Below are 14,575 nucleotides of genomic sequence, written 5' to 3' on the forward strand. Positions count from 1 at the left end.
CAGTTAATATTCTGCAGCTTGGTGGTAGTGACGGATGCTGTGTGTAGTCTTCCCTTATTGGATTGGGGAGGCTGCGAAGGTGTTCCAGGAAATAGCTCCACCGTACAAACCGTACCCGAAACCGACACAGGTGGACTGGTAGAGCATACCAAGGCGCTTGAGAGAACTATGCTGAAGGAACTCGGCAAAATGCTCCCGTAAGTTCGCGAGAAGGGAGACCTCTTTGTGGGCAACCATGAAGGGGTGGCACAGACCAGGGGGTGGCGACTGTTTATCAAAAACACAGGGCTCTGCGAAGCCGTAAGGCGACGTATAGGGTCTGACGCCTGCCCGGTGCTGGAAGGTTAAGAGGAGGTGTGCAAGCTCCGAATTGAAGCCCCAGTAAACGGCGGCCGTAACTATAACGGTCCTAAGGTAGCGAAATTCCTTGTCGGGTAAGTTCCGACCTGCACGAATGGCGTAACGACTTCCCCGCTGTCTCCAGCATAGACTCAGTGAAATTGAATTCCCCGTGAAGATGCGGGGTTCCTGCGGTCAGACGGAAAGACCCCGTGCACCTTTACTACAGCTTCACACTGGTATTCGTGACGACATGTGTAGGATAGGTGGTAGACGTTGAAGCAGGAGCGCCAGCTCTTGTGGAGTCACCCTTGAAATACCACCCTTGTCGTTATGGATATCTAACCGCGGTACAACAATATCCGGGACCGTGTGTGGCGGGTAGTTTGACTGGGGCGGTCGCCTCCCAAATGGTAACGGAGGCGCGCGAAGGTGGGCTCAGAGCGGTCGGAAATCGCTCGTTGAGTGCAATGGCATAAGCCTGCCTGACTGCGAGACTGACAAGTCGAGCAGAGTCGAAAGACGGCCATAGTGATCCGGTGGTCCCTCGTGGAAGGGCCATCGCTCAACGGATAAAAGGTACGCCGGGGATAACAGGCTGATGATGCCCAAGAGTCCATATCGACGGCATTGTTTGGCACCTCGATGTCGACTCATCACATCCTGGGGCTGGAGCAGGTCCCAAGGGTTTGGCTGTTCGCCAATTAAAGTGGTACGTGAGTTGGGTTCAGAACGTCGCGAGACAGTTCGGTCCCTATCTGCCGTGGGTGTAGGAGAATTGAGAGGATCTGTCCCTAGTACGAGAGGACCGGGATGGACGTACCTCTGGTGGACCTGTTGTGGCGCCAGCCGCATTGCAGGGTAGCTATGTACGGACGGGATAACCGCTGAAAGCATCTAAGCGGGAAACCCACCTCAAAACCAGTTCTCCCTGAAGAGCCGTGGAAGACCACCACGTCGATAGGAAGCGTGTGGAAGTGCGGCAACGCATGAAGCTTAGCTTTACTAATAGCTCGTTCGGCTTGATCCTCTCATTAGTCAATGTTCATCTTTTAAAAGCGCCTCACGGCGCTTTGAAAAGATCATCTGGTTCGCTCACGCGCGTTCGCCCTAAAGGGCTGCGCTCCGCGGGGGCGGCCAAACGTGGCCGGCGCGCAGTCGCGCTTGCCTCAGCTTCGCTTCGGAACAAACGTTCCCTTGCAAGGCAGATCTAGTAAATCAAAAAAATATATAGACCAGTTCACGCAAATTGCGCTTCGCCGGCCTGGTGGCCCTAGCGGGGAGCCCCCACCCGATCCCATCCCGAACTCGGCCGTGAAACTCCCCAGCGCCAATGGTACTGCATCTTAAGGTGTGGGAGAGTAGGTCGCCGCCAGGCCTGCCAATCGCAATTTACCTCTTCAACTCCCCTCCGACCTCAACGCGGGATGGAGCAGCCCGGTAGCTCGTCAGGCTCATAACCTGAAGGTCGCAGGTTCAAATCCTGCTCCCGCAACCAAACATAAAAACCCATCAGCTTCGCTGGTGGGTTTTTTTGTTTGATTACGGGGTCGACGATTTTGACCTGACAGGGCTCCTGCAGGGCGCGCTCTGCGCGACGCAGCGGGACAAAAACTCGCAAATCCTGAGACCGAAAACAAATACAAATAGGCCGTCCTTCAGGGCGGCCTTTTTTTGTATTCGATCAGCGGAGACAGGTGAGAAACTGACGGGGTCCCCGCAAGGAGGGCTTTGCCCGACGCAGCGGGGCAGAAAACCATCAAATCCTGTAAAACAAAACCAGATCCCCGAATAGCCCGTGTGTTGCATGCCGCCTTGTATGCCGTATCGGGATAACTATGTCGCATTTGAGGCCCAAAATGGAGGCTGGTTGAAGGGGGGCATATGCCGGGCGCCTCAATTTCCTTAATGCTACGTGCGGCCAGAGATAGAGCATGGGCGTGCGGAAATCGAAAAAGTTGGCTAATCTTCGTCGACATCCCCAGGCGAGGTTGCGATGAATGACACCGAGAATCGAGCCGCGTGAGCCGCCCAAACAGTCGACAGGTTCCGGCACGATCGCCTCCCAATTCGCGGTTCTCGTTTTTCCCGGTTTCCCGATGATGGCCTTCAGTTCCGTTATCGAACCCTTGCGTGCTGCCAACACGTTATCCGGTCGAGAACTATACCAGTGGCAGGTTGTCGGACCGAGCAGAGAGCCTGTCGTCGCCTCGAATGGGGTTGCCGTCACACCGAGCTTTGCGGCGATAGAAAATCCGGCCGCAGACAGAATAGTGGTCTGTACTGGGGGAAATGCCGAAAATATCCAGGCCACCACCGCGGTGTCCTGGATCCGGAAACGGCTGCGGAGCGGCGCCGAGCTCGGCGCGGTCGCCGATGCGGCTTTTTTTCTTGCTCGTGCGGGCCTCCTGGACGGTTACGCCTGCACGCTCCATTGGACGAGCCAGCCCGCCTTCGAGGAAGCCTATCCCGACATCGATTTGCGCCGGGACCTGTTTGTCATCGACAGGAAGCGGTTCACGTCCGCCGGTGGCGTCGGATGTCTGGATATGATGCTGGAGATCATCGCCAGGGACCACGGGGCCGAACTTGCCTCCGGTGTCGCAGAATGGTTTGTTCACAGCCAGCTTCGTGCCAGCGTGGACCGAAGATTGATGCCGCTGCGTCTGCGGACCGGCATCCTCGATGAACTGGTCCTGTCTGCAGTTGCCATCATGGAAGAACACGTCGAGAGCCGTCTGCAGATGCCGGTTCTTGCGGCAAGCCTGAGAGTGTCGCCCGACAAGCTTGAACGTGCCTTCGCCGGCGAAGTCGGGATTTCTCCTGGTGCCTATTATAGGAAACTTCGTTTGAGGCGGGCCGTGGACCTGCTGGCGCATTCCAGTCTTTCCGTGAGGGAGGTTGCCCTCGCATGCGGCTTTTCGTCAATGTCGAGCTTTTCGCGCGCCTTCAGGGAAGCGACGGGACACCCGCCAAGCAAGGTGCGGCGACAAACATCAGTCCGCTAACGCCCTTGGCTGCTTGAACGCTTTGCAGGTACAGCATTTGCGGAAATCCGCACAATAGGTGCGGAAATACGCATAAGAATGACCGAATGCCTCAGCCAAACTCCTTTTCGTGGTTAATTCTGCGAGGGCGAGATGAGCATTGTCGTATTTGATCCGGACCGTACGGAAGAGGTCGATTTCAAGGATCGCATGCGTCATCCTGCTGCGGCCGACGCTTCGGGTGGCATGTGGCTCTCGGATACGGAACCTTCCTTCATCGATACGAACGCCCTGCGGCAAGGCCGTCTTCGCAGATTGCGGGACTGGATGGTTCGGGACGGATACGGGGCGCTCGTCCTGTTCGACCCCTACAATCAACGCTATGCCACCGGTTCGCGGAACATGTTCGGGTATTTCCTGCGAAATTCCACGCGGTATTTCTTCGTGCCGGCCGAGGGACCGATCGTCCTCTTCGAGTATCCGCAGAGCTATCATGTGTCCATGGTTCTGGACACTGTCGATGAGGCAAGACCCTCCAAGCTGGTCTGGTCGTCGGTCTCGAACCGCGATGACGAAACGGCCGGCGCCTTTGCGGATGAAATTGCCGACCTTTTGAAAACCCATGGCGGGGGATCGACCAGGATCGGCCTCGATCGATGCAGCCACCTGCATGCCCTTGCTTTGGAAAAGCGCGGCTGCGAGGTCATTGACTGCCAGGGTGAGATTCTCGCCGTGCGCGCTGTCAAGACACCCGAGGAAGTTCGCTGCCTGCAGGCTTCCATGGCCGGGGCCGAGGCGGCCGTGTCGGCGGTGCGTGAGGCAATCAGGCCCGGTGTATCGGAAAACGATCTTTTTGCGATCATGTATCACGAGGTGATCCGGCAGGGCGGGGAGTTCATCGAAACAAGATTGTTGACCTCGGGTCAGCGGACCAACCCCTGGTTCAACGAGGCGAGCGGACGCAAGATCCGTCCAGGTGAGCTTGTTGCTCTCGATACCGATACGATCGGATGTTACGGGTATTATTCGGATTTCTCCCGCACCTTCCGTTGCGGGCCCGGAAAGCCGAGCGACTATCAGAAGATGCTTTACCGGATGGCTTACGACCAGGTTCAGCACAACATCGGTATCGTCAAGCCAGGCATGGCCTTCCGAGAAATCGCCGAAAGGGCCTGGAAGATCCCCGACCGTTTCGTGGACCAGCGCTACACGTCGGTCATGCACGGCGTCGGCATGCATGGCGAAACCCCGTTTATCGCCCATTCCATGGATTACGAGACCTACGGCCGCGACGGCCACCTGGAACCGGGAATGGTCGTCAGCGTCGAGAGTTACATCGGCGAAAAGGGAGGCCGGGAAGGCGTCAAGCTCGAGGATGAAATCCTGATAACGGAAACAGGAACGGAGCTTCTTTCAAGGTTCCCATACGAAGACGATCTGCTTGAAGGACTGTCCTGAATGAAGCGGCCCTTGCGCCTTCCGCGTGACAAGACCGCTGTCCTGTTTGTCGACCTGCAGGAAGAGCAGCGCCAGGACGAGCGGTATGTCGTTGCCGGCTGGGAGATCATGCTGGCAAACGTCAAGCGTCTGCAATCCGCAGCGCGGCAGGCCGGTGTGGAGGTCATCCACTCGGCCTATGTTGTCGACACGTCTTCAGCCGGTCACTCTCCGCATTTTCCGATCTCGGCGGATGGCCGTCCGATCTTCAGCGCAAAAGACGATCCATTGACCGAACTCTGCCCCGAAGTCGGGCCGGTCAACGGCGAAATTGTGGTGATCAAATCCAGCGCCAGCGCCTTCGGCAATCCCGAACTTGCCGGACATCTGAAAAAGCTCGGAACCGAGTGGCTGATCGTGGCCGGTGTCTGGACGGAGGCGTGCATCGACGCGACCGTCAAGGATGCGATGGCACGGCACCTGCGGGTGATCCTGGTGAAGGATGGCTGCGCAAGCGGCAGTGTCGCGATGCACCAGACAGCCGTCCTCAACATAGCCAACAGGCTTTACGGCGGCGGCGTTGCAACGACCGAGACCGCCTGCCGGATGATCCTGGGTGAGGAAGCCGTGCTCTGGATGGCCGAAATCTCCGTACCCTACCGATTTAGCTATGAGAACGCGCAGGAGCTGTACGAAAGCCTCTAACCAATTCGGGACCCGTACCGATGGAAATCTTGCAATACATGTATGACAACATGGACCTGATTGCGGAACGGACCCTCCAGCACATCTGGATCGTTGCGGTCGCGGTTTCCATTTCGATCCTGACGGCAGTCCCGATCAGCATCCTGATCACGCGGTCGAAGCCGGCGGCGAGCCTCGTTCTCTATCTGGCGTCTATGATGATCACCGTGCCGTCGATCGCGTTGTTCGGCCTCATGATCCCGCTTCTCTCGCCGATCGGCTACGGGATCGGATATGTTCCCGCGGTCATCGCGATCATCCTCTATTCCCAGCTCCCTATCATCCGCAACACCTATGCGGCCTTGATGGATGTCGACGCGGCTCTAAGGGAAGCTGCAAAGGGCATGGGAATGAACTCGCTCCAACGCCTTCGCCATGTGGAGATCCCGCTAGCGATCCCGATGATCATGGCCGGCATCCGCACCGCTGTTGTCATGAATATCGGTGTCGCCGCCATCGCCGCCTATATCGGAGCAGGAGGGCTCGGCCGTTTTATCGCGCGCGGCATCAGCCAGAGCGACCCGCGGCAACTGGTGACAGGCGCGCTTGCCGTGTCGCTGCTGGCGATTTGTGTCGACCTGTTTCTGTCTCTTGTGCAGAAGAAGCTGACCTCCAAGGGGCTGGTTGAAAGGGGGGCGGCATGATCCGGCTGGAAAACCTCTCCAAAATTTTTGAGACAGAGCGCGGGCCGATTGTCGCCGTCGACAAGGTTTCGCTTGAAGTCCCCGCCGGAGAAATCTGTGTTCTCCTGGGCCCGTCCGGTTGTGGGAAGACCACAACGATGAAGATGATCAACAGGCTGATCTCGCCGAGTGGGGGGAAGGTCTTCGTCGACGGCCAGGATACCGACGGCGTCGATCCAATCAGGCTCCGCCGCTCGATCGGCTATGTCATCCAGCAGATCGGCCTTTTCCCGAACAAGACCATCGAGGACAATATCTGTATCGTTCCCGACCTCCTTGGGTGGGACAGGTCAAAGTCGCGCCGGCGCGCCTGCGAGCTTCTGGACATGGTCGGAATGAAACCCGACCAGTTTCTGAGGCGATACCCGCGAGAGCTTTCCGGGGGGCAGCAGCAACGTGTCGGTGTCATTCGAGCGCTGGCAGCCGACACGCCGGTCATGCTTATGGATGAACCCTTTGGTGCCATCGATCCAATTAACCGGGAGGTGATCCAGAACGAATTCCTGCGCATGCAGGAAACGATCCGCAAGACGATCATCTTCGTTTCCCACGATCTCGACGAGGCCGTGCGCATGGCCGACCGGATCGCGATTTTCAGAGCTGGAAAACTCGAGCAGTTCGATCCGCCGGCCCATCTTCTGGCCTCACCCCGCAATGACTTCATCCGCGATTTTCTCGGAACGGACGCGGCTCTGAAACGGCTTCTGCTCGTGAATGTGCGCGACGCGATGCAGTCCGCACATGAGACCGTTCGGCCGGGGATGAATGCCGTACAGGCGCGGGCGGTCATCGACCGGACCGGGACGGACAAGGCCGTCGTCATCGACGGCAACGGCAGGCCTTTGGGCATGGTCAGCCGGGAGAAGGTAAAACAGGCGGAGATCATCGTTTCCGACGTCCTGGAGCCGCTGCGCGCAACCATTGCGGTAAGCGATGATCTGCGGAATGCAACCGCGCTGATGTTCACGCACGATATGCCGGTCCTTCCCTGCCTGGACGAAAACGGCGAACTTCAGGGCGTGCTGACCTACGGGGCCATCGTCAGGTCGCTGTCAAGGCAGGAGGCCGCGGCATGACGGAAGCGGGCTTGAACACATCCTTAGAGGCGGAACCTGAATCCCGGGTGGAAAAGCAGCCGGCCGTCCATTCGCCGGTCCGGGCGAGGACCCTGCTTCCCTTCTTCCTGGTGGTTGCGTGTGCCGGTTTCTGGTTCGCCTTCAGCGACATGCCCAAGGCGATCCTGTCATACCGGGGAGACATTACCTACCTCTTCGGGCAACACATCAGGCTCGTCGCAATCTCGGCCGGTCTCGCTGTGGCAAGCGGCCTGTCTGTCGGCATCATCCTCTCCCGGCCGGTCTTTAACCGAGTGTCGGAACTCGTTCTCCAGATATTCAATCTCGGGACCACCATACCGACACTTGCGGTTCTGGCGCTGAGCATGACCCTTCTCGGGATAGGGCTCCTGCCCGCCGTTTTCGGCCTGTGGGCAGCAACACTCCTGCCGATCGTCCGCAATACCTATACCGGGCTCAAATCGACGCCGGCACATCTGCTTGATGCGGCAACCGGAGCAGGCATGACACCGGCGCAAATCTTCTTCCACGTCGAATTTCCCAATTCGCTTTTCGTCATATTGAGCGGCATACGCACGGCACTCGCCATCAATATCGGCACCGCCCCGCTCGCGTTTCTGATCGGAGCTGGCGGATGGGGGGAATTGATCTTCACCGGGATCGCACTCAACGACCTGCCGATGATGCTGGCAGGCGCCATTCCCACGGCTCTAATGGCCGTTTTCGCCGATTTCCTTCTGGCCCGGCTTCAGTACCTCATCGTGCCACGAGGAATAAACCCGCTTCGATGAAGCCGGGAAACACCAACAGACGGGGAAAAGTTATGACCTTCTTTGGAACACTCACGAGACCTGTATTGGCTGCGGCCGTGGTTTTATGCGGGTTCGCGCAAGCGCAGGCTGCCGAAATCACGATCGGTGGCAAGGACTTCACCGAGCAGTATCTCGTTGCCGAGATGACGAAGCAGTTGCTCGAGAAGAACGGTTTCGACGTCAAGAAGAACGACGGCATGGGGACGAATATCGTTCGTGCGGCGCTCGAAAACGGCGAGATCGACCTGTACTGGGAATACACCGGAACCGCACTGGTCAATTTCAACAAGATCACCGAGCGCCTGACGCCGGAAGAAACCTACAACACAGTGAAGGAGATGGACGAAGCCAGGGGACTGACCTGGCTCGCCTCCTCAAACGCCAACAACACCTACGCGCTTGCGGTGCGTCCCAACAATCCGAAAACCGACAGCATGGAAACGCTGACCGATCTTGCAGCAGCCTATGCAGGCGGTGAAGCCGTCATCATGGCGACGACGGCGGAGTTTCCGAAACGGCAAGACGGCCTGCTCGGCCTGCAGGTAACCTACGGTTTCGAAGCGGGACGGGCGAATATCAAGCCGATGGAAATCGGTCTTGTCTTTCCGGCGCTGGAAAACGGAGATGTCGATGTGTCGGTCGTCGCTGCCACCGACGGCCGCATTGCGGCGATGAACCTGAGACTGCTCGGCGACGACAAGCATTTTTTCCCGGACTACGCATTGGTGCCGGTCGTCAGGACGGAGGTTCTTGAGGCAAATCCGGCGTTGAAGGACCTCATAGAGACGCTTTCGACAAAGCTTGACGATGCCACTATGCAGCGTCTCAACGGCGAGGTCGACGTCGAAAAGAAGGCGATAGAGGACGTTGCTGCCGGTTATCTGCAGGAACAGGGCTTGTTGTGAGACATTTCTCGCTGCGTCCCGGTCTCAGATGCTCGTTTGCGCAATCCCGCTGCTTAAAGAATTGCCGCCGGCAGAAGGCTTCCTCATCGGGGCCGGTGGTGAAGTGCTGAAAAACCGGATCAGCGGATGACAGACTACGCACACCTGCTCGACGAAGACGTTGCCGCCTTTGTCGAGCGGGTCAACGCTTTCTATCCACCCCGGTCCCTGGCACTTCCCGTCGAGGAGAACCGGCGCATTTACGATCGAATGTGCGCGGACTGTCGGGCTCCACGCCCTGCCCATGTTGTCTCCGTGGACCGGATCGCGACACATGCAGGCGTCGAGGTGCCTGTCCGTTGTTATCGAAGCGGCCGCAGAGAGGCATCAGCGCGCCCGGTCGCGCTTTATTTCCACGGAGGCGGTTTCATCCTCGGCGATCTGGACAGTCACGACGACATCTGCGCGGAAATCTGTGCAGGCACGTCACTCGATGTCATATCCGTGGATTATCGCCTAGCGCCCGAACACAGGCATCCGGCTCCTTTTGAAGATGCCGCCACTGTCTTTGCCTGGGTCCGTCAAGCAGAGGGCCGGGACGTCCTCCTGATCGGCGAGTCCGCTGGCGGAAATCTGGCCGCCTGCCTCGCCCATTCCATCGGGGCGGATCGTGGACTGATTGGCCAGGTCCTCATCTATCCCGCGCTGTCCGGTCCTTGCCCGGGCGACAGTTTCCGGCGTCACGCTCATGCGCCCCTGTTGGCAGCGGAGGATATCGCAGTCTACGACCGGTTGCGGTGGAGCGGACCGGAGGATCGTGAAGACATCCGGTTTACGCCTTTTGCCGCCGAAACCTTCACGAACATACCGCCGACATCCCTTTTTGCCGCCGAATACGACCCGCTCACTTCAGAGGGGGAGGCATATTGCAACCTGATCTCACAGTCGGGAGGCTGCGCCAGGTTTTTCGAGGAAACGGGTCTGATACATGGATATTGCAGAGCGCGAAAAGTCTCGTTTCGGGCCGGAGAGGCCTTCAAACGCATCCTCGCTGAGGTGGACAGGCTGGCGGGATCTTAAAACAAGGATATGGTGCGGGACACAGTGAATTCGTAAGATAGGCAGTGTTTTCAATTGTTTGGCAAATAGATTTCATTGTCGCAGACCTGAAGTCCAGCATGCGGCTCTGGCCTAACCACGCATTATGTTGCCACCGGTCCGATAACAAAAAGTCAGGGTCTCAGCGGTTTCACGCTCCCGCAATCAAACATAAAACCCTGTCAGCAACACCGGCGGGAGGCCTTGGTTACGTACCAGACGATCGCCTGAGCAGAACCGCAAGATCGATCGAGCAAGGTGTTGTCCCGGAGGGCTATCTGATGGGGCCACGAGGAAGGGACAGGACGAAACCGTGAAGACCGCGCTTCAGAACTATCATGGCCGGATGCTGCGGGCCCTCGACTACATCGACAGCCATCTGGATGGTCAGCTGGATCTGGAAAAGATAAGTGCCGCCGCAGCCTTTTCGAAATTTCATTTTCACCGGCAGTTCACGGCGGCTTTCGGTGTTTCCGTCTACCGTTATGTGCAACTTGCCCGTCTGAAACGTGCGTCCTACCGGCTTGCCTACAGGGAAGACGAGCGTGTGACGGAGATTGCGATGGAAGCGGGGTACGAAGCTCCGGATGCCTTTGCCCGGGCCTTCCGGCAGCGGTTCGGGCAATCGCCTTCCGAGTTCCGGACTTCTCCCGACTGGGAACCGTGGCATGCGGCCCTTGGGCCACTCGATCTAGCCAGGAGCAAGCGTATGCAGAAGACCTATACCGCTCAAGATGTCACCATCCGCACTGTGACAGCCACCAGGATCGCGCTCATGGAGCACCGGGGAGACCCGGCGTCGCTTGGCGCTACAATCCAGCGCTTTATTGCCTGGCGGAAAGCCCGGAACCTGCATCCGAAAGATCATCCGACCTTCAATGTCTGGCGGTCGGAGCGGCTGCCGGAAGACCCTTCCGGTTACAGCGTCGATCTGTGTGTCGGCACCGACGGGCCGATCGATGACGAGAACGCAGAGATCAAGGCAGGCGAGATCCCGGCGGGACGTTGCGCCGTCATGCACATTGTCGGCAACACGGATAACCTGGAGCCTGCCGCACTCTATCTTTATCGCACCTGGTTGCCGGAAAGTGGTGAGGAGACACGCGACTTTCCGATCTATTGTCAGAGGCTCAGCTTCTTTCCGGAAGTCCCGGAACACGAGGCGGTCGTGGACCTGTTCCTGCCGTTGAAATGATATCCGGGACCGCGCAGCGTGTAGTTCCCGGGGATAAGGAAAAGCCCGCCGGTTGGTACCGGCGGGCTTCTTGCGTTTGAGGTTCTGACCGGAAGGAAACGGCTTCTGGTGGGCCGGTCCTATGCGTCCAGCAGCTCTGCCGTCGTTCCGTGCTGCACCAGCGGGCGGTTGCCCGAAAGTTTCCGGACCAGCACGTAGAAGACCGGCGTCATGAAGATGCCGAAGAAGGTCACGCCGATCATGCCGGAGAAGACGGCGATGCCCATGGCAACGCGCATTTCCGCACCGGCTCCTGTCGAGAGAACCAGGGGCACGACGCCCATGATGAAGGCCATCGAGGTCATCAGGATCGGGCGCAGGCGCAGCCGGCTGGACTCGATGGCGGCCTCGACCGGCGATCTGCCCTCGAATTCCAGTTCACGGGCAAATTCCACGATCAGGATCGCGTTTTTCGCCGAGAGCCCGACAAGCACCACCAACCCGATCTGGGTGAAGATGTTGTTGTCGCCCTGGGTCAGCCAGACCCCGGTCAGGGCAGCAAGCACACCCATCGGCACGATCATGACGATCGCAACCGGCAGCATCAGGCTTTCGTACTGGGCTGCCAGCACCAGGTAGACCAGGAGCAGTGCCAGCGGGAAGACGAGGAAGCCGGAACTGCCTGCCAGGATCTGCTGATAGGTCAGGTCCGTCCATTCGAAGTCGATTCCCTTCGGCAGGGTTTCCGCTGCAATGCGTTCCACCGCTGCCTGGGCCTGGCCGGATGAGAAGCCCGGTGCCGGACCACCGTTGATGTCGGCGGCCAGGAACCCGTTGTAGCGTGTTGCCCGTTCCGGACCGGTGGTGGCATCAACCTTCAAAAGGGCCGCGAGCGGGATCATCTGGCCGGTGGCGGAGCGGACCTTCAGCTTGCCGATATCGTCCGCATGCGCCCGGTATTGGGCGTCCGCCTGGACCCGCACGCTGTAGGTCCGGCCGAAAGCGTTGAAGTCGTTGACATAGAGCGAGCCGAGATAGATCTGCAGCGTCTCGAAGACATCCGTCACCGACACGCCGAGCTGTTCGGCCTTGGTGCGGTCGAGATCCGCATAGAGCTGCGGCACGTTGATCTGGAAGCTGGAGAAGAGGCCTGCCAGCTCCGGCGTTTGATAGGCCTTCGCCAGGAAGGCCTTGTTGGCTGCGTCCAGCGCCTGGTAGCCGAGACCGGCCCGGTCCTCGATCTGAAGCTTGAAGCCACCGGTCGTGCCGAGGCCCTGGACGGGCGGAGGCGAGAACATGGCAATGAAGGCGTCCTGGATGCCGCCGAACTTCTGGTTCAACTGCATGGCGATGGCATCGCCGGAAAGTTCCGGCGTCTGGCGCTCCTCGAAGTCCTTCAGCGTCGCAAAGACGATGCCGGCATTCGACGAGTTGGTGAAGCCGTTGATGGACAGCCCCGGGAAGGCGATGGCGTGCTCGACGCCTTCCTGCTCCAGGGCGATCTCGCTCATGCGGCGGATGACGTCTTCGGTGCGGTCGAGCGTTGCCGCGTCGGGCAATTGGGCGAAGCCGATCAGGTACTGCTTGTCCTGCGCCGGCACGAAGCCGCCCGGAACCGTGGTGAAGAGGCTGTAGGTGGTCGCGGCCAGAGCCAGATAGACGACCATGACGATGCTCTTGCGTGACAAGAGGCCGCCGACGCTTCTGCCATAGGCATTGGAGCCGGCGCCGAAGGCCTTGTTGAAGCCCTTGAAGAACCAGCCGAACAGGAAGTCCATGGACTTTGTCAGCCAGTCCTTCGGTGCATGGTGATCCTTCAGGAGAAGGGCCGCGAGCGCCGGGGAGAGCGTGAGCGAGTTGATCGCCGAGATTACGGTCGAGATCGCGATCGTCAGCGCGAACTGGCGGTAGAACTGGCCGGAAAGGCCGGTGATGAAGGCGAGCGGGACGAAGACGGCGACCAGCACCAGGGCGATAGCGATGATCGGTCCGGAGACTTCCTTCATGGCCTTGTAGGTCGCCTGGCGCGGGCTGAGGCCGTTCTCGATGTTGCGCTCGACATTCTCCACAACGACGATGGCGTCATCCACGACAATGCCGATGGCAAGGACCAGACCGAAGAGGCTGAGGGCGTTGATCGAGAAGCCGAAGACATACATGACGCCGAAGGTGCCGATGATCGAGACCGGAACCGCGATCAGGGGAATGATCGAGGCGCGCCAGGTCTGCAGAAACAGGATCACCACCAGCACCACCAGCACGACGGCTTCCAGCAAGGTGTCGACGACCTTCTCGATGGAAGAGCGCACGAACTTGGTGGTGTCGTAGACGATCTCGTATTTGACGCCGTCGGGCATGGCGATCTGAAGCTCGTTCATGGTTTCCACGACCGCATCGGAAATCGCAATGGCGTTGGAACCCGGGGCCTGGAACACCGGAATGGCAACGGCCGGCTTGCCGTCGAGCAGCGAGCGCAGGGAATAATCGGCGGCACCAAGCTCAATGCGGGCGACGTCGCGCAGACGCGTTACCTCGCCGTTTTCGCCGGTGCGCACGATGATGTTGCCGAATTCTTCCGGCGTCTGCAGGCGGCCTTGTGCGTTGACGCTGAGCTGCACATCGACACCGTCGACATTGGGCGACGCGCCGATGATGCCGGCAGCGGCCTGGACGTTCTGTTCGCGGATGGCGCGGGAGATGTCGCTGGCCGCCAGATTGTGGCTGGCCGCCTTTTGCGGGTCCACCCAGACGCGCATGGAATAGTCGCCCGAACCGAAGACCTGCACCTGGCCGACCCCCTGAAGGCGGGCAAGCCTGTCCTTGATGTTGAGGACGGCGTAGTTGCGCAGGTAGGTGATGTCGTAGCGGTTGTCAGGCGAGGTGAGGTTCACCACCATCATCAGGTCAGGCGAACTCTTCACCGTCGTGACGCCTAGGCTCCGCACTTCCTCCGGAAGACGGGGTTCTGCCTGGGAGACGCGGTTCTGGACCAGTTGCTGTGCCTGGTCGGGATCGGTGCCGAGTTCGAAGGTAACGGTCAGCGTCATGACGCCGTCGGAGGTCGCCTGGCTGGACATGTAGAGCATGCCCTCGACACCGTTGATCTGCTCTTCCAGCGGCGTTGCCACCGTCTCGGCGATGACCTTCGGGTTTGCACCCGGATAGGCGGCACGTACCACAATGGAGGGGGGTACGACTTCCGGATATTCGGAAATCGGCAGGGATCCGAGGCCGAGGAGACCTCCGAGCAGGATGAGGATCGACAGCACACCGGCAAAGACCGGACGGTCGACGAAGAAACGCGAGATATTCATATCCAGGCCCTTCCAGCCGGAATTGGC

Annotated in this window: 10 protein-coding genes, 1 tRNA gene and 2 rRNA genes (1 of these 13 running past the window's edge); 12 read left to right on the forward strand and 1 reads right to left on the reverse strand. The window is 59.2% G+C overall.

Annotation, left to right across the window (positions count from 1 at the left end):
- From ACX3M4_RS21925 to ACX3M4_RS21980, 12 genes are all read left to right on the forward strand, one after another.
- Nucleotides 1-1,369, forward strand: a 23S ribosomal RNA gene (locus ACX3M4_RS21925) (it extends 1,355 nt beyond the left edge of the window).
- Between the two features lie 233 nt (nucleotides 1,370-1,602).
- A 5S ribosomal RNA gene (rrf, locus tag ACX3M4_RS21930) occupies nucleotides 1,603-1,717 on the forward strand.
- Nucleotides 1,718-1,760: 43 nt separating this feature from the next.
- Nucleotides 1,761-1,837, forward strand: a tRNA-Met gene (locus tag ACX3M4_RS21935).
- Nucleotides 1,838-2,351: 514 nt separating this feature from the next.
- Nucleotides 2,352-3,347, forward strand: a complete 996-nt coding sequence (locus ACX3M4_RS21940) for a GlxA family transcriptional regulator (RefSeq protein ID WP_459359484.1) — start codon at nucleotides 2,352-2,354, stop codon at nucleotides 3,345-3,347.
- A gap of 132 nt (nucleotides 3,348-3,479) precedes the next feature.
- Nucleotides 3,480-4,784 carry a M24 family metallopeptidase gene (locus tag ACX3M4_RS21945; RefSeq protein ID WP_459355099.1) on the forward strand — a complete coding sequence of 435 codons (1,305 nt, stop codon included), beginning with the start codon at nucleotides 3,480-3,482 and terminating at the stop codon, nucleotides 4,782-4,784.
- Nucleotides 4,785-5,468 (forward strand): isochorismatase family protein, encoded by a 684-nt coding sequence (locus ACX3M4_RS21950; RefSeq protein WP_459355100.1) that lies wholly within the window; start codon nucleotides 4,785-4,787, stop codon nucleotides 5,466-5,468. It begins immediately after the preceding gene.
- Nucleotides 5,469-5,488: 20 nt separating this feature from the next.
- Nucleotides 5,489-6,151 carry an ABC transporter permease gene (locus ACX3M4_RS21955; protein ID WP_459355101.1) on the forward strand — a complete coding sequence of 221 codons (663 nt, stop codon included), beginning with the start codon at nucleotides 5,489-5,491 and terminating at the stop codon, nucleotides 6,149-6,151.
- On the forward strand, nucleotides 6,148-7,266 hold the full coding sequence (locus ACX3M4_RS21960; protein ID WP_459355102.1) for an ABC transporter ATP-binding protein: 1,119 nt from the start codon (nucleotides 6,148-6,150) through the stop codon (nucleotides 7,264-7,266). The genes ACX3M4_RS21955 and ACX3M4_RS21960 overlap by 4 nt, the downstream gene beginning before the upstream one ends.
- Nucleotides 7,267-7,277: 11 nt before the next feature.
- Nucleotides 7,278-8,057 carry an ABC transporter permease gene (locus ACX3M4_RS21965; RefSeq protein ID WP_459355103.1) on the forward strand — a complete coding sequence of 260 codons (780 nt, stop codon included), beginning with the start codon at nucleotides 7,278-7,280 and terminating at the stop codon, nucleotides 8,055-8,057.
- A gap of 32 nt (nucleotides 8,058-8,089) precedes the next feature.
- The gene (locus tag ACX3M4_RS21970) at nucleotides 8,090-8,983 is read left to right on the forward strand and encodes a glycine betaine ABC transporter substrate-binding protein (protein ID WP_459355104.1); all 894 of its coding nucleotides are present in this window, start codon (nucleotides 8,090-8,092) and stop codon (nucleotides 8,981-8,983) included.
- A gap of 126 nt (nucleotides 8,984-9,109) precedes the next feature.
- Entirely contained in the window at nucleotides 9,110-10,042 is a 933-nt protein-coding gene (locus tag ACX3M4_RS21975) for an alpha/beta hydrolase (RefSeq protein ID WP_459355105.1), read from the forward strand.
- 331 nt (nucleotides 10,043-10,373) lie between these two features.
- On the forward strand, nucleotides 10,374-11,255 hold the full coding sequence (locus tag ACX3M4_RS21980) for an AraC family transcriptional regulator (protein ID WP_459355106.1): 882 nt from the start codon (nucleotides 10,374-10,376) through the stop codon (nucleotides 11,253-11,255).
- A gap of 119 nt (nucleotides 11,256-11,374) precedes the next feature.
- Here ACX3M4_RS21980 and ACX3M4_RS21985 read toward each other — a convergent pair whose 3' ends face one another.
- Nucleotides 11,375-14,548, reverse strand: a complete 3,174-nt coding sequence (locus tag ACX3M4_RS21985) for an efflux RND transporter permease subunit (RefSeq protein WP_459355107.1) — start codon at nucleotides 14,546-14,548, stop codon at nucleotides 11,375-11,377.
- Nucleotides 14,549-14,575 lie beyond the last annotated feature (27 nt).

The sequence above is a fragment of the Roseibium sp. M-1 genome, from assembly GCF_054515675.1.